The organism is Streptosporangium pseudovulgare (assembly GCF_014648055.1).
GTDB classification, from domain to species: domain Bacteria; phylum Actinomycetota; class Actinomycetes; order Streptosporangiales; family Streptosporangiaceae; genus Streptosporangium; species Streptosporangium pseudovulgare.
This window is the reverse complement of the sequence record NZ_BMQJ01000011.1, coordinates 171,213-193,833: the sequence shown is the minus strand read 5'-3', so window position 1 is coordinate 193,833 and position 22,621 is coordinate 171,213. Positions and strand designations below refer to the sequence as shown.

17 protein-coding genes are annotated in these 22,621 nt (G+C 72.4%); 7 read left to right on the top strand and 10 right to left on the bottom strand.

All coding sequences use genetic code 11. From position 1 onward, the window contains the following. Positions 1-185 precede the first annotated feature (185 nt). The gene (locus IEZ10_RS22210) at positions 186-515 is read left to right on the top strand and encodes a PadR family transcriptional regulator (protein WP_189248419.1); all 330 of its coding nucleotides are present in this window, start codon (positions 186-188) and stop codon (positions 513-515) included. A 155-nt stretch (positions 516-670) separates the two neighbouring features. Here the strand turns inward: IEZ10_RS22210 and IEZ10_RS22205 are convergent, their stop codons facing one another. From IEZ10_RS22205 to IEZ10_RS22185, 5 genes are all read right to left on the bottom strand, one after another. Next, positions 671-1,561, bottom strand: coding sequence for a carbohydrate ABC transporter permease (locus IEZ10_RS22205; protein ID WP_189248418.1), 891 nt, complete (start codon positions 1,559-1,561; stop codon positions 671-673). Positions 1,562-1,621: 60 nt separating this feature from the next. Continuing rightward, the gene (locus tag IEZ10_RS22200) at positions 1,622-2,530 is read right to left on the bottom strand and encodes a carbohydrate ABC transporter permease (protein WP_189248417.1); all 909 of its coding nucleotides are present in this window, start codon (positions 2,528-2,530) and stop codon (positions 1,622-1,624) included. 267 nt (positions 2,531-2,797) lie between these two features. After that, a complete protein-coding gene (locus IEZ10_RS22195) occupies positions 2,798-4,063 on the bottom strand; it encodes an extracellular solute-binding protein (RefSeq protein WP_189248416.1) in 1,266 nt (421 codons plus the stop codon). Positions 4,064-4,391: 328 nt separating this feature from the next. Beyond that, complete coding sequence (locus IEZ10_RS22190) at positions 4,392-5,069, bottom strand: permease prefix domain 1-containing protein (RefSeq protein WP_189248415.1); 678 nt, start codon at positions 5,067-5,069, stop codon at positions 4,392-4,394. Positions 5,070-5,141: 72 nt separating this feature from the next. Then, a complete protein-coding gene (locus IEZ10_RS22185) occupies positions 5,142-6,641 on the bottom strand; it encodes a pentapeptide repeat-containing protein (RefSeq protein WP_189248414.1) in 1,500 nt (499 codons plus the stop codon). Positions 6,642-6,803: 162 nt separating this feature from the next. On the opposite strand from IEZ10_RS22185, the gene IEZ10_RS22180 reads away from it, so the two are divergent. From IEZ10_RS22180 to trxA, 4 genes are all read left to right on the top strand, one after another. Further along, entirely contained in the window at positions 6,804-9,200 is a 2,397-nt protein-coding gene (locus IEZ10_RS22180) for an ExeM/NucH family extracellular endonuclease (RefSeq protein WP_189248413.1), read from the top strand. A gap of 854 nt (positions 9,201-10,054) precedes the next feature. After that, complete coding sequence (locus IEZ10_RS22175) at positions 10,055-11,605, top strand: hypothetical protein (RefSeq protein WP_189248412.1); 1,551 nt, start codon at positions 10,055-10,057, stop codon at positions 11,603-11,605. A 13-nt stretch (positions 11,606-11,618) separates the two neighbouring features. Beyond that, positions 11,619-13,511 (top strand): PQQ-binding-like beta-propeller repeat protein, encoded by a 1,893-nt coding sequence (locus tag IEZ10_RS22170; protein WP_229811512.1) that lies wholly within the window; start codon positions 11,619-11,621, stop codon positions 13,509-13,511. 356 nt (positions 13,512-13,867) lie between these two features. Beyond that, on the top strand, positions 13,868-14,239 hold the full coding sequence (gene trxA, locus IEZ10_RS22165) for a thioredoxin (protein ID WP_179818142.1): 372 nt from the start codon (positions 13,868-13,870) through the stop codon (positions 14,237-14,239). Positions 14,240-14,313: 74 nt separating this feature from the next. Here the strand turns inward: trxA and IEZ10_RS22160 are convergent, their stop codons facing one another. Together IEZ10_RS22160 and IEZ10_RS22155 are read right to left on the bottom strand one after the other, a co-directional pair. Continuing rightward, a complete protein-coding gene (locus tag IEZ10_RS22160) occupies positions 14,314-15,645 on the bottom strand; it encodes a class II 3-deoxy-7-phosphoheptulonate synthase (protein WP_189248410.1) in 1,332 nt (443 codons plus the stop codon). Between the two features lie 125 nt (positions 15,646-15,770). Further along, on the bottom strand, positions 15,771-16,994 hold the full coding sequence (locus IEZ10_RS22155) for an FAD-dependent oxidoreductase (RefSeq protein ID WP_189248409.1): 1,224 nt from the start codon (positions 16,992-16,994) through the stop codon (positions 15,771-15,773). 276 nt (positions 16,995-17,270) lie between these two features. Here IEZ10_RS22155 and IEZ10_RS22150 point away from each other — a divergent pair, with 276 nt between their 5' ends. After that, positions 17,271-17,777 (top strand): GNAT family N-acetyltransferase, encoded by a 507-nt coding sequence (locus IEZ10_RS22150; protein WP_179818139.1) that lies wholly within the window; start codon positions 17,271-17,273, stop codon positions 17,775-17,777. Positions 17,778-17,916: 139 nt separating this feature from the next. On the opposite strand, the gene IEZ10_RS22145 is transcribed toward IEZ10_RS22150, so the two are convergent. The 3 genes from IEZ10_RS22145 to IEZ10_RS22135 all read right to left on the bottom strand — a co-directional run bounded on the left by IEZ10_RS22145 (position 17,917) and on the right by IEZ10_RS22135 (position 21,646). Further along, positions 17,917-18,444 carry a MarR family winged helix-turn-helix transcriptional regulator gene (locus tag IEZ10_RS22145; protein WP_189248408.1) on the bottom strand — a complete coding sequence of 176 codons (528 nt, stop codon included), beginning with the start codon at positions 18,442-18,444 and terminating at the stop codon, positions 17,917-17,919. Between the two features lie 362 nt (positions 18,445-18,806). Further along, positions 18,807-20,480, bottom strand: coding sequence for an FUSC family protein (locus IEZ10_RS22140; RefSeq protein WP_229811511.1), 1,674 nt, complete (start codon positions 20,478-20,480; stop codon positions 18,807-18,809). A 269-nt stretch (positions 20,481-20,749) separates the two neighbouring features. Then, positions 20,750-21,646: an aldose 1-epimerase family protein gene (locus IEZ10_RS22135; RefSeq protein WP_189248407.1), complete on the bottom strand. Its 897-nt coding sequence runs from the start codon at positions 21,644-21,646 to the stop codon at positions 20,750-20,752. Positions 21,647-21,915: 269 nt separating this feature from the next. On the opposite strand from IEZ10_RS22135, the gene IEZ10_RS22130 reads away from it, so the two are divergent. Beyond that, entirely contained in the window at positions 21,916-22,458 is a 543-nt protein-coding gene (locus tag IEZ10_RS22130; protein WP_189248406.1) for a MauE/DoxX family redox-associated membrane protein, read from the top strand. The last annotated feature ends 163 nt before the right edge of the window (positions 22,459-22,621 follow it).

Genomic DNA, 22,621 nt, shown 5'->3' with positions numbered 1-22,621 from the left:
TCTGTCTACCTATAGACACTCTACATGTAGCACGCCTACATGTAGGATGCCTATTCGAGAGGTAGGGTGACGAGGGTGAGCGAGCGAGCCGACAAGAGCGACGGCGCGAGGGCCGTGCCTCCCTCGCGTCCCACGCCTTCCGCCTGTCCCGCGCGTCCCGCCGGGGAGACGACCGGGGAGGCGATGTGAACACCGACGCCCTCCGCGGACACATGGACGCCCTGCTGCTGTCGGTGCTGGAGGACGAGCCCCTGCACGGTTACGCGATCATCGAGGCGCTCCAGGAGCGCAGCGGAGGCGCGCTGAACGTGCCGACCGGCACCGTCTACCCGGCGCTGCGCCGCCTGGAGCAGGCCGGATACCTCGCCAGCGAATGGGCCGTCGTGGGCGGGCGCAAACGGCGCACCTACCGGCTGACCTCCTCCGGCCGCACCGCCCTGGCCGGGGAGCGCTCCGCCTGGCGCGCGTTCACCGGCGCGATCGGCAGCGTCCTCGAGCCCCGCACCACCCGCTGACCCGCGGCCCGCCGTACGGTGTGACGGCCCCGCGGAGCGGCGGACCGTACGGTTCCGCGGTGCGCGCGGGCGCCGCCGGCCGGAACGCGACGCGGCCCGCGCCCCCCTTTTCCGAGGGGACGCGGGCCGCGCGGTGTTCCGGCGTCAGGGCGGCGTCACTTGATGGACCCGGCCGTGAGGCCGCCCACCACCTTCCGCTCGATCAGCACGAACAGGATGATGACCGGGATCGTCGCGATCACCGATCCGGCGAACAGGTTCTGCCAGTCCACCTCGTACTGGCCGATGAACGAGTTGAGCGCCACGGTCAGCGGCTGCCGCTCCGGCGTGGTGGTCAGCGTCAGGGCGACCACGAACTCGTTCCACGCGGCGATGAACGTGAAGATCAGCGCGGTGACCACCCCGGGCGCCGCGAGCGGCAGTGTGATCCGGAACAGCGCGCCGAACCGGCCGTTGCCGTCGATGAACGCCGCCTCCTCCAGCTCGCGCGGGATCGAGGAGAAGTAGGCGTGGAGGATCCACACCGCGAAGGCGAGGTTGAAGCCCCCGTTGACCAGGATCAGCGACCAGATCGAGTCGACCATGCCGAACTGGAAGAACTCCCGGTAGATGCCGACCAGCAGCGCGGTCGGCTGGAACATCTGGGTGATCAGCACCAGCACCAGGAACGCCATGCGGCCCCGGAAGGCGTGCCGGGCGGTGTAGTAGGCCGCGGGCAGCGCCACCAGCAGCACCAGGACCGTCGAGCCCGCCGCGACCTGCAGCGTGACCAGCAGGTTGCCCGCCAGCCCGCCGGACCAGAAGGCGGTGAAGTTCTCCCAGGCGAAGACGCTCGGCAGGTAGGACGCCTTGAGCAGCTCCTCCTGCGGGCGCAGCGCGGTGAGCACCATCTCCACGTAGGGGAAGAGGAAGACGAACGCGATCAGGTACGCCGTCGCCGCGACGAGCACCGTCCTGATCCTCGGGAGCCGTCGCGCGGGGGCCGGGGACGCGGTACGGCCGGCGGTCGCGCCCGCCGCCGGGCGCGCGGCTTCGGTGGTGGTCATCGAATCTCCCTGGAACGCGGAGCCCCCGCCGCCGGACGCGTGGCCTCGATGGCGGACATGTCAGGACACCTCGGTCTTCCACTTGCTGACCCGGAGGAAGATCGCCACCAGGACGATCACCATGCCGAAGTTCACCACGGACATGGCGGCCGACTCGCCGATGTCGGTCCCCTTGAGGATGTACATGAAGATCGTGGACGTGGCCGTCGAGTAACCCGGCTGGCCGTGGGTCATCGCCCAGATGATCGGGAAGCTGTTGAAGACGTTCATCACGTTGATGAGCGTCGCCACGGTCAGCGCGGGCCGCAGCAGCGGCAGCGTGATCGACCAGTAGGTCCGCAGCCGCGACGCGCCGTCCATCCGCGCCGCCTCGTAGACGTCGGCCGGGATCGTGGCCAGCCCGGCCAGGAGCGCGTAGGTGGTGAACGGCAACGACACGAACACCGCCACGGCCACCAGCCACGGCATCGCCGTCGAGGCCCGGCCGAGCGGGTCGGCGTCCGCGCCGCCCAGCGCGTCGAGCAGGCCGAGATCGTGCAGGATCATGTTGATCAGGCCGACCTCGGGATCGAGCATCCACTTGAAGATGATCGCGGTCATCAGCACCGACGCGGCCCAGGGCGCGATCATCGCCCAGCGGGCTATCCGGCGGCCGGGGAACCGCTGGTTGAACAGCTGGGCCAGGGCGAGCGAGATGAGGACGGTGAGGGTGACCACCGCCACCACCCACACCAGGCTCCGGAACATCACCCCGCCGAAGTCGGGTTCGTCGAACAGCTTGGTGTAGTTGTCCAGCCCGTTGGAGCCCTGGGACACGCCGAACCGGCTGATCTTCATGAACGACGACTGGATCATCGTGACGACCGGCCACACGACCACCACGCCGATCAGCACCACCGCCGGGCCGATCCAGGGCAGCGGGCCGAGCGCGCGGATCACCCGTTTCAGGATGGATGTCTGCTGCTGCATACCTTTTGCTTTCTAACAGGGGGTGCGGGCTCGCCGTGACGATAGCCTCACGCCCCTCGCGAAAGACGGGCTCGCGAGGGGCGCGTCGGCGACTGGACTATGACGAGCGCCGGGAACGCAGCGCCGCCATCGACCGCGCGAGGGGCGCGTCGGCGACTGGACTGACGAGTGCCGGGAGCGCAGCGACCAGAGCGAGGAGGGAAGGAGCCGGCTCCGGGCGCCCCGAGCCGCGGCGCGCAGCGCCGCCATCAGCACAGCACAGCACAACTAGCCGGCGTCGGCGACCTTCTGGATCGCGCCGAGCACCTGGGCGGGGTCACCGGTGACGGCGTTGCCGACCGTCTGCTTCATCTGCGTGTTCACCTCGGACCACTTGGGGTCGGTGAACGGGTAGAAGGTGGCGTTGGGCAGCGCGGTGAGGAACGGCTTGAGCTTCTCGTCGGAGGAGAGCTTCTCGATGCCCGACGTGGTCACCGGCAGCAGCTTGTAGGTGTCGCTGATCTTCTGCACGGCCGAGGAGGAGTAGAAGAAGTCGAAGAACTTCTTGATCTCCTCCTTGTGGCCGTTCTTGTTGAAGGCCATGATCCAGTCCATGACGCCGAGGGTGGTGTCCAGCGGACCGGTCTTGCCGGCGATCGGGGTCACGCCGAAGTTCGTCAGGCCGCCCTTCTCGAAGATCGGGATGGACATGGGGCCGCCGTTGACCATGCCGACCTTGCCCGCGGCGAAGTCCTCCCAGACCTTCTTGCGGTCCTTGGTGCCGGGGTTGGGCGTGGTGAGACCGGCGTCGACCATGCCCTTGAGGAAGGTGAACGCCTCGACGTTCTGCGGGGAGTTCACCGTCCACTTGCCGGAGGCGTCCTTGTAACCGCCGCCGTTGCCCATGAACCACAGGAACGACTCGGCCTGCGCCTCCTCCTGACCGAGCGGCAGGCCGAACGGCTGGGACACCCCGGCCTTCTTCAGCTTCTCGGCGTCGGCCTTGAGCTCGTCCCAGGTCTTGGGCGGATCGGAGATCCCGGCCTTGGCGAAGAGGTCCTTGTTGTAGAACAGGGCGCGGGCGGAGGAGACGAACGGGATGCCGTAGGCGGTGCCGTCCACCTTGCCGTAGTCGGCGAACTTCGTCAGCAGGTCGGACTGCGTCTGGGGGGAGAGGACCTCGTCGGTCTTGTACAGCAGGCCGTCCTTGACGAAGCCGGAGTAGTCGCCGGTCTGCAGGATGTCGGGCACCTGCCCGTTCTGCACCATGGTCGCGACCTGCTTGTCGATGTCGTTCCAGTTGATGACCTGGACATCGACCTTGATCTTGGGGTTGGCGGCCTGGAACTCGTCGACGACGCCCTTCCAGAACTTGTCGCCGCCGTCCGGCGAGCTGGGACCGCCGCCGTAGTCGGCGGCGACGAGCTTCAGCGTCACCGAACCGTCGGCCGCCTTCTCGCCGCCGCCGCCCTCGCCACCGCCCGAACCGCAGGCGGACAGGGCCAGCGCGGCCGCCATGCCGGCGCCGGCCACGCCGATGATCCTCTTGTTCATGTCTTAACCACCTTGGAAATGGGGGGCTGGTCCGTACCGGCTGGGAGGAGCGGGCAGGCGCCCCTCGCGTACGGCTCCGCCAAGGTAAACCGGAACCGGGGGGCCGGTCTATACCAGCAAATATCAAATTCACAACGAGACGGTACGGCCACGCCGACTGGTCTATACCGGGGGTGGCTCCGGGGCGGTGGTCCGGGGACGGGGAGACCCGGGTGGGGCCGAGCGGAGCCGGGCCGGACGGCGGGCCGGACGGCGACGGGCGGAACCGGGCCGGACGTGGGCCCGGGTCGGGAGGGCGGGGTCAGGCGGCGGGGCCGGGAGGGCGGGGTCAGGCGGCGGCGAGCCCGCGCCGGGTGACGCTCATGCACCGCACCGCGCCGTACAGCTGCACGATCGACAGCGCGTCGCTCACCAGCGCGGCGGCCGTCCCGTAGCCGGGGAAGCCGGCCGGGTTGTACGAGCCGTACATCAGCGCCAGCGACAGCACGCCGATCGTCGGCAGCATGACCCAGACCAGCGTGGCGAGCGACCGGACGACGAGCCGCGGCCGGCGGATCCTGCGCAGCCCCCGGCCGAGCGCGAACAGCGCGAGCCCGCCGGCCACGCCGACGGCCACCTGGATGAGGTCCACGGCGCGGGCGACCGGCCCGAACCACCCCGGCCTGGAGGCGTAGCCGGCCAGGTCGCCGGGGAAGAACTTCCAGATCATGCTCCACATGAGGCAGGTGAGCGGCACGCTGACGAAGAGCAGGGCGGCCAGCCTGCGGCCCGCCGAGACCGCCAGCAGCTCCTGGTAGGCCGGGGCGATCTCGCCGATCTCGCCGAACTCCTCGACGGCGATCCGCTCGGCCTCGGCCCGGTCCAGACCGCCGTCCTCCAGCGCCTCGGCGGTGTCGATCAGGCTGTCACGCGCCTCGGCGACCATGTCCCGTTTGGGACCGGACGGGCCCTTGAGGGCGCGGCCGAGCCGGGTCACGTAGTCGTCGATGACTCCGGCGTTCGCCATCCTTGCTCCATCGTGGTCTTCGGTGCGTTCCCGTCCGGGGAACGGCAGAGCTGTACATGGTCCATCCTGGACCTAGATCCGGGGATGCGCATCAGGGGTGACCCTGGAATGTCCCGGAAGGTCCTTCTGGGGCGTCGCGGGGGCGGGCCGGTGCGCGGCGTGCGACGCCGAGCCCGCCAGCAGGCTCGCGGCCGTGACGGCGGTGACCAGGGCGAGCCATCCCATGATCCGGTTCATCCGCGGGCCGTTTCCGCCCGGCGCCCAGTGCGGCCCGAGCAGCCAGCGGGCGGGCGCCGCGACGGTGACGCGGCGCATCTCCAGCGCCCCGAGGGTGAGACCGGAGGCCAGGGCGCGGCGGCGCGGCCACCGGCGCGCCGCGAGGCGCACGCCGCGCGGGGCGGCGGGGGCGCAGCCGGTCAGGCGGAGCCGCTCGGGGCGGCGGACCCCGGTGAGACCGCCGGCGCCGAGATCCACCCGGACCAGCTCCAGCGCCTCGGCGTCCAGCCCGCGCAGTGAGGTCACCCGGCTGGTCGGGGGAGTACGCGGCGGCCTCGTCCGGTCCGGCCCGCGCGGCGGGGTCACCCGGGCCGCGCCGTCCTCCGTGAGCGTCCGCCGTACGGTCGTGCCGCGCCCACCGTCCTCCGTGACCGTCCGCCGTACGGTCGTGCCGCGCTCGCCGTCCCCGTCGCGTCCCGGGTTGCCGCCGGACCGGACGCGCCCCTCGATCCTGGCCGGGCCGAGCAGCGTCGCGCCGGTGAGGTCGGCCTCGGCGTCGTCGAGCCGTACGGCCAGCCGCCCGGCCGCCCGCAGGCGCCGCAGGTCCACCCGACAGCCGGCGGCCGCGACGTCCAGGCCGCCACCCGCCCACGCCCCGGCGAGGGACAGGCCGCGGCCCGCCGAGGCGGGGGTCAGGGAGCCGCCCTCCCGGAACCGCGCCCCCTCGAACCCGGCCAGCCCGCCGAACTCCGCTCTGCGGAACGACACCGCCCGGCCGAACCGGCACCCGCGGAAGACGGCGTCCCCGGCGAAGCGGGCGCCGTCGAAGCTGGTGAAGCCGTGCAGCTCGGCGCCCTCGAAGGAGACGGTGCGGCCGAACGCGGCGGCGCCGAACAGCGCGTCCCGGCCCGCCGAGACCCGGTCGAACGCCGCGTGCCCGGCGACGGAGACGCCGTGCAGGGACAGTTCCCTGGCGAACCCGGCCCCGCGGAAGGAGACGTTCCCGGTGAAGCGAGCGTCCACGAACGAGGCGAGGCAGTGGAAGCGCGCGTGGTCGAAGGTGGCGTCCCCGCCGAAGACGACGCCGCCGAACCTCGCGTCCCCGGTGAGGACCGCCCGGTCGAACCTGGCCCGGCCCGGACGCCCGCGCGTGGCGTCCAGGACCCGCTCCAGCAGGTGCGGCTCCACCCGGGTGCCCCGGAGGTCGACGGGGGAGCCGGGGGAGAGGCCGCCGAGGACCTCGGCCAGCTCGGCGTCGTCCAGGTGGGCCAGGCAGCGTCCGTAGGGTCGCCGCGCCGATCCGGCGCATCCGGGGAGGGCGGCGCAGGTGGTCCAGCCCAGGTCCAGGCTTCTCATGACCGACTCATACCCATGAAAGCGGTCAAAGCGAGATCTACGGCAAAGTGCGACATGATCTCTGCCGGGTAATCTCCGCAAAGTATCGAGATTATGTAATTTCACCCTCTATCTACTCATAAGTAAGTGTGGAGCGATACATAGGGCTTTACGCTCCCGGTCATGCGTCCTTCAACCAAAGTGGCCGCCGCCCTCGCGGCCGGCGGCCTCGCCGTGTCCGGCCTGGCGGTCCTGACCTCCGCCCCGGCCCTGGCCGCGCCGGGCACCGTCGTCATCAGCCAGGTCTACGGCGGTGGCGGCGGCAGCGGCGCGCCGTACGCCAACGACTTCGTCGAGCTGTTCAACCGCGGCTCCGCGGCCGTCTCGCTGGACGGCTGGTCCGTGCAGTACGGCAGCGCCACCGGAACCGGCACCTTCGGCGCCAACTCGCCCGTCCCGCTGACCGGCACGCTGGCACCCGGCCAGTACCACCTCGTCCGGCTCGCCGGCGGCTCCACCGGCGCCGCGCTGCCCGACCCCGACGGCACCGGCACGATCAACCTGAGCGCGAGCTCCGGCAAGGTCGTCCTGGTTCGCTCGGCCGAGGGCCTGGCCTGCAACGGCGGCTCCGTCCCCTGCACCGCCGAGCAGACGGCGCTGATCGCCGACCTCGTCGGCTACGGCACCGCCAACTACTTCGAGGGCGCCGCCCCGGCCCCGGCCCTCTCCGGCACGCTCGCCGGGCTGCGCGGCGACCACGGCTGCGCCGACACCGACGCCAACGCCGCCGACGTGGCCACCGGCGCCCCCGCGCCGCGCAACCGGGCGACCACCCCGGCGCCCTGCGGCGACCCCGGCCCCACCCCCACCGCCACCCCGACCGTGACCCCCACGGCGACCCCCACGGCGACCCCGACCGTGACTCCGACGGCGACTCCGACGGCGGAGCCGTGTGACATCCCGGCCACCCACCAGATCGCCGAGGTGCAGGGCAGCGGCGACGTCAGCCCGCTGGCCGGGAAGACCGTCCGCGTCGAGGGTGTCGTGACCGGCGACTTCCAGCGAGCCGACCAGCTCGGCGGGTTCTTCCTCCAGGACCCGACACCCGACGACGACCCCGCCACCTCCGACGGCCTCTACGCCTACGCCCGTGACTCCCTCAAGGACGTCAAGCCCGGCGACCGGGTGCTGGTCACCGGCAAGGTCGTGGAGTACAACGGCTGGACCGAGCTGTCGCCGGTCACCGCCGTGGACGTCTGCGGCACCGGCAGTGTGCAGCCGGCCCCGCAGGACCTGCCGCTGCCCGAGGGGAAGACCTTCGAGCCGCTTGAGAGCATGCTCGTCACCTTCCCGGAGAAGCTGACCCTCACCGACCACTACAACCTGGGCCGCTACGGCGAGGTCACCGTCTCCGCCGAGGGCCGGGTGTTCCAGCCGACCGACCGGCCGGGTGCGGACACCGCCCGGGACGCCCGCCGCAGCCTGCTCGTGGACGACGGCTCCACCAAGGAGAACCCGGCCGTCATCCCCTACACCGACCCGCAGGTCGTCCGCCTCGGTGACACCGCCACCGGCGTCACCGGCGTGCTTGGCTACGGCTTCGGCGTCTACCGCCTCCAGCCGACCGTGCCGATCGAGTTCGCCCGGACCAACCCGCGCCAGGCCGAGCCGTCCCCGGTGCGCGGGAACGTCAAGGTGGCCAGCTTCAACACCCTCAACTGGTTCACCACCCTGAAGTCGCGCGGCGCCACCACCGCCGTGGAGCAGCGGCGCCAGCTCGCCAAGCTGGTCGCCGCCCTCAAGGGGATGGACGCCGACGTGGTGGGCCTGATGGAGGTCCAGAACAACGGCCAGACCGCCGTCCAGGCGCTGGTCGACGCGCTCAACGCCGAAGTCGGCGCGGGCACCTACGCGGCGCTCACCCACCCCAACCCCGGCACCGACCTGATCCACGTGACGGCGATCTACAAGCCGGCCAGGCTCAAGCCCGTCGGCCCCGCCCTCTCCTCCACCGACCCGGTCTACCGGCGGCCCCCGCTGATCCAGACGTTCCGCCGGGTCCAGGGCGGCCAGCCGTTCACGCTCATCGTCAACCACTTCAAGTCCAAGGGCTGCGACGAGGACGCCACCGGGCCCGACGCCGACACCGGTGACGGCCAGGGCTGCTACAACGGCGAGCGGATCCGCCAGGCGAAGACGACGCTGGCCCTGATCGACAGCCTCGACCTGCCCAACCCGCTGGTGCTCGGCGACCTCAACGCCTACGGCGAGGAGGACCCGATCCACACGCTGGAGGCCGGCAAGCTGACCAGCGTGACCAAGAAGTTCATCCCCGAGACCGACCGCTACAGCTACCTCTACAACGGCATGCTCGGCGAGCTGGACCACGCCCTGGCCGGAAAGAGCCTGCTCAAGCGCGTCACCGGCGCGACGATCTGGCACATCAACTCCGACGAGAGCCGGATGCTCGACTACAACACGGAGTACAACCCGCCCAGCCTCTACCGGCCGGACGCGTTCCGCTCCTCCGACCACGACCCGGTGATCATCGGACTGGACCTGCCCGGCGGGAAGCCCTGACCGGAGGCGTGCCCGGTCGGTAACCGGAAATACGGCGCCGTCTCCCCTCGGGGAGGCGGCGTTGTGTTGTGTTCATGGCGACGCTTCGCGTCGCGGCTCGGGGCTGTGTTGACGGCGACACTTCGTGTCGCGGCTCGGGGGCTTGAGCCCGGTGTCTTCCCTCGTCACTCCGTCGCTTCGCTCCTGCGTTCCTCAGTCCAGACACCGGCGCCCCCTCGCTGTGTTGATGGCGACACTACGTGTCGCGGCTCGGGGGCTCAGACCCGGTGTCTTCCCTCGTCACTCCGTCGCTTCGCTCCTGCGTTCCTCGGTCCAGAAACCGGCGCTCCCTCGCTGTGTTGATGGCGACACTTCGTGTCGCGGCTCGGGGGCTTGAGTCCGGTGTCTTCCCTCGTCACTGCGTCGCTTCGCTCCTGCGTTCCTCGGTCCAGACACCGGCGCCCCCTCGCGGGTCTCCTCAGTTCTAGGCACCGGCGGCCCTCGCGGGGCTCCTCGGTCCAGACCCCGGTGGCCCCTTGCGGGTTCGGGGTGGGGGGAGTCGCGGTTCTGGGGTTCGGGATCGGCGCTATGGTTTGGGGCGGTCTATAACTCTTGGTGTCTATGGGGCGAATGTGACTACGGGGCCGGGCAACCAGCAGTATCCGCCACACCCGCAGTGGCAGGGGCCCGCACAGTGGCAGCCGGGCGGGCAGCCGCCCGCGCCACCCGCGCCCCCCGCACCGCCGGTGACGCAGCAGCCTTCGCCCACCGCGCAGCCCTCTCCCGCCGCGCCGCAGCCCGCGTCGTGGCCACAGGCCCCACAGGGGCCCGCGCCGTCCCGGTGGGGCGACCGGCCCCCGTCCGGTCAGCCGCCCATGCCGTACGGGCAGCCCGCCCAGCCCGGTCCGCCGTACGGTCAGTCCGCACCGCACGGGCAACCCGCGCCGTACGGGCAGTCCGGCCCGCAGGCGGGTCCGCAGTGGCAGGGGCCCACGCAGTGGCAGCCGGGCGGGCAGCAGCCGTCCGCGCCGCAGCCGGGCGGGCATCCGCCGGCGCCCCCGGCGCCGCGCCGCCGCAGAACATGGCTGTGGGTCACGCTCGCCGTGCTCGCCGTCCTGGTGACGGTCGGGGCCGGGATCGTGGTGGGCGCGGTAGTGGGCGAGGTGAAGGGTTCCGACCCGCTCGCCGAGGAGACGGCGCCCGCCGACCCGGGCTCCGTGGCGGTGACCAAGCAGGACATCGAGGCGCTGCTGAAGGGGCACACCGCGGCGCTGAACGACGGCGACCTCAAGGCGTACACCGGGATCTTCGACCAGAAGAACACGGCGCTGGTCCAGCAACAGACCAGGCTTTTCAACAACCTGCGCAAGCTGCCGATCTCCGAGATGTCCTACCAGACCCTGTCGCAGGAGGGGCGCGCCCAGGACAGTTTCGGCCGGGGAGTGACGTTCAACCTCGACGTCGCCTTCATCCACCGGTTCGACGGGGTCGACCTGCGCACGGTCACCGAGTGGTACCGCTGGACGGTCACCAAGCAGAAGGCCGGCACCCCGCTGCTGGTCACCAAGGTGGGCGGCGCCCCGGCCCCGGTGAGCGTGGGTTCCAAGACCGTCTACTACCCCGGGCCGTGGGACATCTGGCCCGACGTCACCGTCGTCAGGACCCCTCGGACGATCATCCTGGCCCCGCCGCAGTTGGCCGCCCAGGCGAGGCGGGCGTCCCCCATCGCCGAACAGGCCGCGCGGACCACCCTCGGCTGGCTGGCGCAGAACGGGGCGCAGGGCGCGGCGGTGCCCAAGAGATTCGTGGCGGCGCTGGTCAAGGGACAGGACCAGCTCGGAAACCTGTTCCGCAAGGAGAAGGCCCACGAGGCCGGGGTCTCCATCCCGATGCCCGCCTGGCAGAGGAGCGACGGGGTGGAGATCGGCGCCACCCGGGTCGTGATGGACACCGCCTCGTCCTTCTTCAGGACCGCTGACGGCATCGGGGAGATCTTCCGCCACGAGTTCACGCACTCGGCGATGGCCGGTCTCGACGGCGGCAAGGGCGGCTTCCTCGGGCTCGACAACTGGGTGGTCGAGGGGTTCGCCGAGTACGCGGCCAACCGCGGCAGCCCCGTCACCGCCAACATCCGCTACAACGAGGGCCGCGCCTACCTGGCCGGACGGCTCCCACAGCCGTTCACCGGCCGGATCCCGGACAACCTCTCCTGGGACGTCAAGGGCATGACCAGCGTCAACTACCTGATGGGCCACCTCGCGTCGCGGCTGATCGCGGAGAGGTACGGCGAGCGCAGGCTCGTGGAGTTCGTGACCGCCTGTTACCGCGACGGCAAACCCGAGGACGCGCTGCGGAAGGTCCTGGGAGTCGGAGAAGAGCAGTTCCAGCGGCAGTGGGCCGACTATGTCCGCGGCCAGCTCGGCTGATGGGGGAGAGCAGATGACCGACGACCGCAACGCCCCGCCGCAGGGGTGGCCGCACCCGCCGCACCCGTCGCAGACGGGCGGGTACGGCGGGCAGCAGGGCGTCCCGGGGACGCCGGCGCCCTGGCCGCAGGGGGCATCGCCGTATCAGCCGCAGCAGACCGGTGGGTACGGCGGGCAGCCGTACCCACCGGGTCAGACGTATCCACCGGGTCAGACGCATCCGGCGCCGGGAGGGCAGCAGGGCGGGCCGTACCCGCAGGGCCCCGGACCTCAACCGCAGGGTCCCGGCGGGCCGCAACCCGGCGGACCGTACCCGCAGGGTCTCGGCGGGCCGCAACCCGGCGGACCGCAGCCCGCGCCGTATCCGCAGGGAGGGCCGTATCCGCAGGGAGGGCCGTATCCGCAACCCGGCGGGCCCAACCCGCCGGGTGCGCAGCCGTACCAGCAGCCCGGCGGGACGTACCCGCTGGGACCGCCGCAGGGGCCCGTCCCCCACCCGCAGCAGGGCGCGCAGCCGTACCCGCCGCAGGGCCCCGGGCCGTACCAGGCTCCGCAGCCGCAGGGCGCGCACCCTGCCCCGCCGCCCGCCGGGCGGAGGACCGGCAGGACCGTGCTCCTCGTGGCGCTCGGCCTCGTCGCGCTGCTCGGCATCGGCGCCGGCACCGCCTGGTTCGTCTCCGACGGGTTCGGGACCGGAAAGGAGCTGCGGGAAGGGGAATGGCAGGTCCCCTTCACCACGGCCGGCACCGAGGTCATCGGCAACGACGCCTCGATCGCCTTCGGCGCCTGGATGAGCGACACCGCCGTCATCCGGGCGCAGAAGGACGGCGTGCTCGCCTACGACCTGAAGACCGGCAAGCGGGCCTGGGGCACGCCCGCCCCCGGCGCGCAGCTCTGCGGGGCCACCCCCGGCATCGTCGGCGGCCGGGGCGTCGTGGCCTACGGCACCACCACGAAGATCTGCGACCGTCTGGCGGGCCTCGACGTCAAGACAGGCAAGCTGCTGTGGAAGACCACGGTCCCGGCGAAGGCATCGGCGGCGAACGACAAGAGCATCGACATCCCCGGTCTCCTGCTGGCCGGTGACCTGGCGATCGTGCGGACCGCCGGGCAGGTGTCGGCCTACAATCCCGCGGACGGGAAGAAGGCGTGGACGTCCGTGACCTCGCAGGTGTGCTCGACCGAGGAGGCCGCCGCCTCGCCCAGGCAGGTGGTGGTCGCCCTGCGCTGCTCACAGGGCGGTGCTCGCATCGTCGTGCTCGACGCGCGGACCGGCGACTTCCGGGGGGAGCACCGGGTCGCCGACGACTACGGCGTCCCCGACGCCCTGGTCTCGGCGGACCCGCCGGTGGCGGTGTGGGGCGGAGGCGACCGCGCGACCGTCCTCGTGCTGGACGGCAAGGGGAGCAAGCTCCGCCAGTTCGAGACCGACGAGAAGATCGATCTGCTGCCGCTCAACGGCACCATCTACATCGAGGGCGGTTACCGGGAGCTCCGTACGGCGGTGCGCGGCGACACCCTCTACCTGAGCACCTTCCCGGTGAACACCGAAGGCGGCGGGATCAGCCGCGACGACATCGTGGCCTTCGACCTGAAGACGGGCCGCAGACTGTGGAAGTCCTCGGGCACCAGGGCGAACATGCTCACCTTCGTCGACACCGGGACCGCCGGGGACAAGGGGCTGCTGGTCATGGAGGAGGGCGGCCGGAACGAGCCGGCCCCCAGGCTGACCAGGATCGACCCGGCCACCGGCAGGGCGACGCCGGTCGCCGAGCTGCCGCAGAAGGCGGGCGGGGAGTCACAGGACGCGCACATCCACTACCGCGGCGGCACGCTGGTGATCATGCCTTTCGAGGAGATCGCCACCCGGTTCGCCGTCACCGCGCTGCGCGTCGAGGCGGAGTAGGTCGTGCTCATGGCGACACTTCGTGTCGCGGCTCGGGGGCTGAAGCCCGGTGTCTTCCCTCGTCACTCCGTCGCTTCGCTCCTGCGTTCCTCAGTCCAGACACCGGTGCCCCCTCGCTGTGTTGATGGCGACACTTCGTGTCGCGGCTCGGGGGCTGAAGCCCGGTGTCTTCCCTCGTCACTCCGTCGCTTCGCTCCTGCGTTCCTCGGTCCAGACACCGGCGCCCCCTCGCGGGCTCATGCGGACTTCCTGGCCGGGTGCGGTGACGGAGCGCGACGGCGGCCGCCATGGAATGCCCGGCGGGGGGTAGGTGGTTATGGGAGCCGTACAGACGTGAACGACAAGAGGAGCCACCGGTGGCGACCATCGAGGTAACCGAGCAGAACTTCAACGAGATCGCCGACGACGGGATCGTCCTGCTGGACTTCTGGGCGGCCTGGTGCGGGCCATGCCGCACGTTCGGCCCGATCTTCGAGAAGTCGTCGGAGAAGCACACCGACATCAAGTTCGGCAAGATCGACACCGAGGCGCAGCAGGGACTGGCCCAGGGCTTCGAGATCACCTCGATCCCGACGATCATGGCCATCCGCGACGGCATCGTCGTCTTCGCCCAGCCCGGGGCGCTGCCGGAGCCGGCCCTCGAAGACCTGATCGGTCAGGTCCGCGCCCTCGACATGGACGCGATCCGGGCCGAGCTGGCCAAGGAGATGGGCGCCCAGGAGGGCTGAGACCCCGAACAACGAGAACCCCGCGCCGTGAACGGTCGCGGGGCTCTCATCATGTCCGCCTCCGGTCGCGGAGCTCAGGCCGAGCGGTACAGCTCCGCCACCCGGAAGGCCAGGTCCAGCGACTGGCTCCGGTTGAGGCGCGGGTCGCACGCCGTCTCGTAACGCCGCGCCAGGTCGTCCTCGACGATCTCCAGGCCGCCGCCCACGCACTCGGTGACGTCGTCGCCGGTGAACTCGATGTGGATGCCGCCGGGGTGGGTGCCGAGCGCGCCGTGCACCTCGAAGAAGCCCGCCACCTCGTTCAGCACGTCGTCCAGGCGGCGCGTCTTGTGGCCGCTGGGCGCCTCGAAGGTGTTGCCGTGCATCGGGTCGCAGATCCACGCCACCGCGGCGCCGCTCGCCGTCACCTTCTCCACCAGGGACGGAAGGTGGTCGCGGATCTTCCCGGCGCCCATCCGGGTGATGAACGTCAGGCGGCCCGGCTCGTTGTCCGGGTTCAGCCGCTCGACGAGCGCGAGGGCGTCCTCGGGGGTGGTCGTCGGGCCGAGCTTCACGCCGATCGGGTTGCGGATCCGGGAGAAGAACTCCACGTGCGCGCCGTCGAGCTGGCGGGTGCGCTCGCCGATCCAGACCATGTGCGCCGACACGTCGTACGGCAGGCCGGTCCGGGAGTCGATCCGGGTGAGGGCGTGGTCGTAGTCGAGGATCAGCGCCTCGTGCGAGGAGTAGAACTCCACGGTGTGGAACTCGTCCGGGTCGGCCCCGCAGGCGCGCATGAACGCCAGGGCCTGGTCGATCCCCCGGGCGAGCTGCTCGTAGCGCTTCCCGGCGGGCGACTCGATCACGAAGTCCTGGTTCCAGGCGTGCACCTGCCGCAGGTCCGCGTAGCCGCCGCGGGTGAAGGCGCGGGCGAGGTTCAGCGTCACGGCCGAGGAGTGGTAGGCGCGCAGCAGCCGCCACGGGTTGGGGACGCGGGCCTCGGGGGTGAAGTCGAAGCCGTTGACCATGTCGCCCCGGTAGGTGGGCAGCTCGATGCCGTCACGGGCCTCGGTCGGCTTGGACCGCGGCTTGGCGAACTGGCCGGCCATCCGCCCGATCTTCACGACGGGCACCTTGGCCGCGTAGGTGAGCACGATCGCCATCTGCAGCAGCGTCTTGAGCTTGTTGCGCACGTCGTTCGCGGTCGCGCCGGCGAAGGTCTCGGCGCAGTCGCCGCCCTGCAGCACGAACGCCTCGCCCCGCGTCACCGCCGCCAGCTCGGCCTTGAGCTTGTCGCACTCGCCGGCGAACACCAGGGGCGGCAGCCCCTTGAGCTCGGCGACGACCTTCTCCAGCTCGTCGCGGTCGGGCCACTCGGGCTGCTGCGCCGCGGGCAGCCGCCGCCAGGAATCGAAGTTGATGCTCACGACACACCAGGCTATTGCAACGGCGTCACCGACCGGACCCCCTTGCCCAAGGAGTGAGACACCTTTCGCCATAAATGAGACGCCGGCGGGTGGGGGATCCCTGTGCCGGGCCGCCGGCTCTCAGCTCACTTCCGCCGGGGAGGAGACGCCTCCGGGCTCCTCACGTGCTCGGGGAGGACACCGAAACCGATGAAGCGGCGGCCGAGGGCGCCGACCACCGGGAGCCGGGAGACGTCACGCGGCAGCCCCGTCGGCCGGACGCGGCCGGAGAGGGTGGGGCTGATCAGGGCGGCCTGCACCGCCCGCTGGGCGAACTGGGTGACCGCCGTGGGCGGCATGCGGCGCCGCTGGACGCGGGCGAGCAGCGACTCGGGGATACCGGCCCCGGCGGCGAGGGGCCCGGCCAGCAGGTTGGCCGCCGCCACGGCGTCCTGCACGGCCAGGTTGATGCCGACCCCGAAGATCGGTGACATGGCGTGCGCGGCGTCACCGATGGCCAGCAGGCCGGGACGGTGCCAGCGCGACAGCCGGTTCACCCGGACCGACAGCATGCTCACGTCGTCGAAGCCGTCCAGCAGCCCGACGCGGCCGTCGAGGAACGGCAGCAGGCCGGCGACCTGCTCGCGCAGCGCCTTGATCCCCTCGGCGCGAAGGGCGTCGAAGCCGCCCTTGCGGATCACGTAGGCGAGCTGCCAGTAGGAGCCGCGGTCGATCGCCACCATGATGCGGCCGCTGGACAGCCGCAGGAAGGTCTGGTCGGGGTCGGACGCCTCGCGCGGCAGCCGGAACCACACCACGTCCATCGGCGCGCCGAACTCCCTCGGCACGAGCCCGGCGGCCCGGCGCACGGCGGAGGTGCGGCCGTCGGCGGCGACGGTGAGCGTCGCGCGCAGCTCGTGCTCGCCTTCGGCGTCGCGGTAGCGGAGCCCGCGCACCGCGCCGCCCTCGCGGATCACGCCGGTCACCTCGGTGTTCATCACCAGCCGGAAGGACGGGTACCGCCCGGCGGCCTCGGTGACCAGGTTGAGGAAGTCCCACTGCGGGACGAAGGCGATGTAGCGGTATCTGCCCGGCAGCCGGGTCAGGTCGGCGACGGGTGCCAGGCCGTCGTCGGTCATCATGACCAGCCGGTGCTCCTTGCGGTGCGGCAGCCGGTGGAACTCCTCGGCGAGCCCCAGCTCGTCGAGGATCTGCAGGGTGGAGGGGTGGATGGTGTCACCCCGGAAGTCCCGCAGGAAGTCACCGTGCTTCTCCAGCAGTGTGACCTTGACGCCCGCGCGGGCCAGCAGCAGCGCGAGCATCGCTCCCGCCGGGCCGGCCCCGGCGATCACGCACGTGTTCTCCGTCATAATTCATCACCCACTGAATTGTTTCACGGGTGAGGCCGAAGGTAAACCTCCTCCCGCCGACCGCCGACCGCCGACCGCCGACCGCCGACCGCCGACCGCCGACCGCCGACCGCCGACCGCCGACCGCCGACCGCCGACCCGCCCGATTCCTGTGCGACCCGCCCGATTCCTGTGCGGCCTGTCCGGTTCCTGTGCGGTCCGTCCGGTTCCTGTGCGGCCGTGTGATCACTCTGACGGGGGACGTACCCGGCGCCCCGGCTGCGATAGAAATCCGGAATGACTGTTTACGAGACCGAGCGGCTCATCGTCCGCGAGTGGACCCACGACCCGGCCGACCTCGACCGGATGACCGACATCTACACCCGGCCCGAGGTCCTCCGCTGGCTGCCGCCCTTCGACTTCGAGGCGGCGCCCGCGGTGGACGGCTGGCACGCCTTCCACGAGCGCGACCGCAGGTTCGGCTCCTGGGCGGTCGAGGTCCGCGACACCGGGGTGCCCGCCGGGACCGTGCTGTTCCGGCCGATCCCCGGCGGCGACGGGGAGGTCGAGGTCGGCTGGCACTTCCACCCCGACTCCTGGGGCAACGGCTACGCCACCGAGGCGGCCCGGGGCGCGGTCGAACGCGGGTTCGCCTCCGGGCTGGAAGAGGTGTACGCCCTGGTCAAGCCGGGCAACGACGCCTCCATGGCCGTCTGCCGGCGGCTCGGGATGACCCCGCGCGGCCGTACCACGCGCTTCTTCGGCCTGGAGTCGGAGATGTTCCACCTCCCGCGCCCGAGCTGACGGCCGCGCCGGGCGCCCCGGCCACCGGTGAGGGCGCGGCCCGAGCCCGGGACCCGTGATCGGTCCGGCCGACGCAGGCGCTCACCCGCCCATGCCGCCGGATGCCCGGTCCGCCGATCGGCCGGTCCGGTGGCCCCCGTCAGCCGATGAGGCCGCCCAAACGGCCCTCAAGCAGCAGCAACAGCTCGCCCAGCAGGTCGGCGAGCTCCCGCTCGCGCTCGGCGGGCAGCCCGGCCAGCAGCGCGGTCTCGTACTCCAGCTGCTCCGGCAGCAGCCGCATGATGAACTCCCGGCCGGCGTCGGTGAGCGACAGGTGCGCCACCCTGCGGTCGCGCTCGTCCACCCGCCGCGCCACCAGACCGCCGTCCTCCAGCCGCCTGAGCCGTTTGGTGACGGCGGCGCCGGAGGCGAAGGTCTCCCGGGCCAGCCGGCCGGGGGTGAGTTCGCCGCCGACGCGCAGCAGCGCGCACAGGATGTCGAACTCCGGGCGGCTGACCCCGGCACGGCCCAGCGGCGCGTCCCCGGCGTGCTGCAAGAGTGCGGTGCACCGGGTGAGCCGGCCGATGACCGCTATCGTGTCGAGGTCGGCGTCGGGCAGGACGCGCCGCCACTGGCGCAGCGCGATCGCCACGGCGTCCTGCTCACTGCGACGCCGCGCTGTGTTCATTGCGACGCTGGCGCGTCGCGGCTCGGGGGCTGAAGCCCGGTGTCTTCCCTCGTCGTTCACTCGCTGCGCTCTCTGCTCATTGCGACGCTGGCGCGTCGCGGCTCGGGGGCTCAAGCCCGGTGGCTTCCCTCGTCACTCCGTCGCTTCGCTCCTGCGTTCCTCGGTCCAGACACCGGCGCCCCCTCGCGGGCTCATGGCGACGCTGGCGCGTCGCGGCTCGGGGGCTCAAGCCCGGTGGCTTCCCTCGTCACTCCGTCGCTTCGCTCCTGCGTTCCTCGGTCCAGACACCGGCGCCCCCTCGCGGGCTCATGGCGACGCTGGCGCGTCGCGGCTCGGGGGCTCTTGCCCGGTGTCTTCCCTCGTCACTCCGTCGCTTCGCTCCTGCGTTCCTCAGTCCAGACACCGGCGCCCCTCGCGGGTCCCGTCAGTTCGGTGAGTTTGCGGTGGCCGGCGCGTTCGGCGGCGGTGATCCGTTCCTGGGGCAGGGCCGTGCTCCACCATTCGCCCGCCGCGGTGTCGGCGGCCTCGCGCAGCTCGACCAGAGAGGCGTTGAGGCGGTCGCGGGCGGCCCTGGCCGGGCCGGGGCCGGCGGGCGACGGCTCGGCCACGGCCCGTTCCAGGCGCTCCAGCCCCTCGTGGACCCGCCGGGCCGCCCGCCGGTCGGGCAGCAGCACGCACGCCGCCAGTCCGGCCACGGCACCCACGCAGGTGTCGAGCCAGCGGTCGGCGACCAGCTCGCCCACCGGCTGGACTCCGGCGAACTGGGTCATCAGGATGGACATGGGCGCGACGAACACGCTGCCCAGCCAGTAGTTGCGGGTGATCGTCGCCTCGGTGAGGAACTGCATGACCAGCACGGTGGCCACGAGGGCGAGCGGCCCCAGCCGGGTCAGCGGCACCACCAGCGTGAACAGCGCGACCCCCAGCAGGTTGCCCACGACGCGCTGCAGCGCCCGGTTCCACGAGAGCGTGGTGTTGGCGGCGAACACCGCCGCCGCGGTCACCACCGCCCAGTACGGCCGGCCGACCCCCAGCGCCATCGACGCCCAGCCGGCCAGCGCGGAGCCCGCCGCCACCGTCATGACCACGCGCCACCTCCCGGCGACCTCCGGCAGGAGATGGTGGCGCCGGGGCCGTTCGGCGGCCACCCCGAACAGCTCGGCCTCCTCGACCGCGTCCTCCCCGGGCGCCCCGGACCGCCCGGGGACCGGCAGCGGGCGGCCCTTGCGCAGATCGCGCGCCCACGCGGTGAGTGAGTCGGCCTCGGCCGTGTGCCGCGCCGGCAGCGCCGCCGCCGACTCGGCGCGCACCAGGAGCCGCCGCAGCTCCGCCCGGCTTCCGGTGGTCCCGGCGCGCAGCAGTGTCTGCCAGGCGGCGTTGACGGCGGCCGCGGCCGCGTGCCGGGCCTGCGGCGGCTCCTGGCCGCCGGACGAGGCCCGCAGCAGGCGGGCGGCGGCCTCCAGGGCGCGGGCGACCGCGATGCGCTCCGGCCCGTCCGGCCTGACCAGCGCCGGAGCCATCCCGACCAGCCATGCCACGACCCCGGCGGCCAGAGCCAGCGCCAGGTGCGCGGGAACGTCGGCCAGGCGCTGCGGCAGGAAGGCGGCGCTCACCGCGACGAAGGTGAGGATGACGTGCCCGGGCGGGCCGATCCGGGCCGCGTCACAGGTGGCCTTGTGCGCCCCGGCCAGGAGCGCGGCCACCGCGACCCGCAGGACGGTGGAATCGGTGAGCGAGGCGGTGACGAGCCCGACGGCGATGCTCGCCAGCATCCCCGCCACGACCCACGCCAGGGTCCTGGCCCGTGCGGCGTACGGCAGGCCGTGGCCGTACAGGGCGCACAGCGAGCCGCCGGCGGCGTAGGCGGCGAGGTCGGACCGGCCGGCGAGCAGCAGCGCGAACTGGGGGACGGCGACCGAGGCCACGGCGCTGAACGCCGGCTTGTGCCAGATGTCGCCGAGCGGCCCCAGGCGCAGCGACGCGCGGACGGGCATGCGGACGTGGAGGATCGGCTTCTCGATGGGGAACACGCTCACCTACGAAGCTTACCAGGTGTTTTATATGTAAAACATCTGCGAATCGTATGCCCCGAGGGCCGTGACCTGGGGAACGTCGCCGGAACGGTGCGGGACGGCGAGGATGCGACGGGCCGGAGGGGGCGCGGTGGCCGGCGGAAGGCCGGGCGTCCCGCGCCGGAGCCGCCGGAATCCGCCGGGGCCGCCCGCTCACCCCTCCCGCGCGGCCCCCGGCGGACCTCGACGATGCTCATGCCGCCACCGCCCGCTCAACCCCCTCCCGCGCGGGCTCAGCAGGGCGAGATCGTCCAGGACGCCTCGGTCTTCTCGCCCGGCCGCAGCACGATCAGGTCGGTGCCGGAGTTGAAGGCGTCGGGCGGGCAGGTCATCGGCTCCACCGCCAGCCCGCGGTGGCCGAGGCCGGTCCCGGTGCACACCTGCACCCAGGGCAGCGCGGAGGCGTCCCAGCGCACCTCGACCCCGCCCTCGGGGCCGCGCAGCCGTACCGCGGCCTGCCCGGAGGCGTCGGCGGCGAGGCCGGTGAAGGCGTGGTCCACGGCGGTGTCCCCCACCACGCGCGGGGCCGTGAAGTCGTACGGCGTGCCGGAGACATCCTCCAGCGCGCGCGGCAGCAGCCGATCGTCCACCAGCAGCACCCTGCCGGCCGGCACGTGCAGCTCGTACCGCTCGACGTCGTCGCCCGCCAGCAGCCACGGGTGCGGGCCGCAGCCGTAGGGGGCGTCGGCGTCACCGGTGTTCTTGGCGGTCAGCGTGGTGGTCAGCCCGCCGGGGGTCAGGGAGTAGCGCACCTCCAGGGCGACGGTGAACGGGTAGCCCGGGGTGGGGGTGATCGTGTGGGCGAGCCGGACGAAGCCGTGCTCGTCCTCCACCGACAGCCACTCCACCGCCGTCCAGTCGGTCTCGGCGACCAGCCCGTGCAGGGCGTTGCCGCGGTCCTCCTCGTTCACCGGCAGCCGGTGCTCCCGCCCTTCGAAGGTGTAGCGGGCGCCCCCGACGCGGTTGGGCCAGGGGGCGAGGAGGGTGCCGCTGTAGTAGGGGATCGGCCCGTCCTCCGGCCAGGCGGTCACGAGATCGCGCTCGCCGTCGCGAAGGACGCGCAGGGCGGCGGACCGCTCGGTGATCTCGGCGTGCATGGTGCCGCTGCGGAGGGTGAACTGCCGGGCCAAGGGGAGATCCTTTCGTCGGGCGGGCGGTGCGGGCGCCCTACCCCATTTTCGCAGCCCGGTCACCGCCGGGACTGCCGGAACGTGTATGGGAGCGCTCCCATAACGGTCCAACGTTAGGGATCACCGCATCGGCGGTCAACGGCCGGTGATCCACGAACAGATACACGCCCGTATGTATCCGGTGCGTATCTCCCTTCCCCGGGGGCCTCCGTAACGTGACGGGCACCCGCGGAACGGCCGCGAGGGGACACGCCGCCGGGAGCTCCGACATGCAGCACGCCGCCGTCCACGCCGTCCTCGCCTGCCGGGCGCTTCTGGCGGTGCTCTTCATCGCGTCCGTCCACGGCAAGGCGCGCCGTGGGGCGGCCTACCGTCGCTTCGAGGAGGCCGTGGAGCGCCTGCTGCCGTCCTGGCCGCCGGCGCGGAGGCTGGGGAGCCGGCGGGTCGCCGCACTGGTCCTGGCCGCCGAGGCGGGCGTGCCGGTCCTCGTCGCGGTGCCCGCCGCGGCTCCCGCAGGGCTGCTCCTGGGCGCCGCCCTGCTGTTGGTGTTCGCGGGGGTGCTGGCCCGTGCCGTGCGCGCCGGTCACGGCGGCGCCTGCCACTGCTTCGGTGAGTCGGCCCGGCCGGTCGGCCGGGGGCAGGTGATCAGGAACCTCGTGCTCGGGTCCGCGGCCCTCGCCGCCGCCGGCCTCGCGACGCGGGACGGCACGGCCGGCCTCGAAGGAGCCCTCGTCGCGGTGCTCGCCGGTGCCCTCCTCGCCGTGCTCGTCGTCCACGCCGAGGACATCGGAGACCTGTTCCGGTCCCTGTGAAGCCTGGAGGATCCCCCCGATGCCCGAACCAGCCCCGGCCGGTCCGCCGCCCACTCCGGCGGCCGGACCGCCCGGCCCTCCGCCCGGCCCTCCGCCCGGCCCTCCGCCCGGCCCTCCGCCCGGCCTTCCGTCGGGTCTCCCACCCGGCCTTCCGCCCGGATCC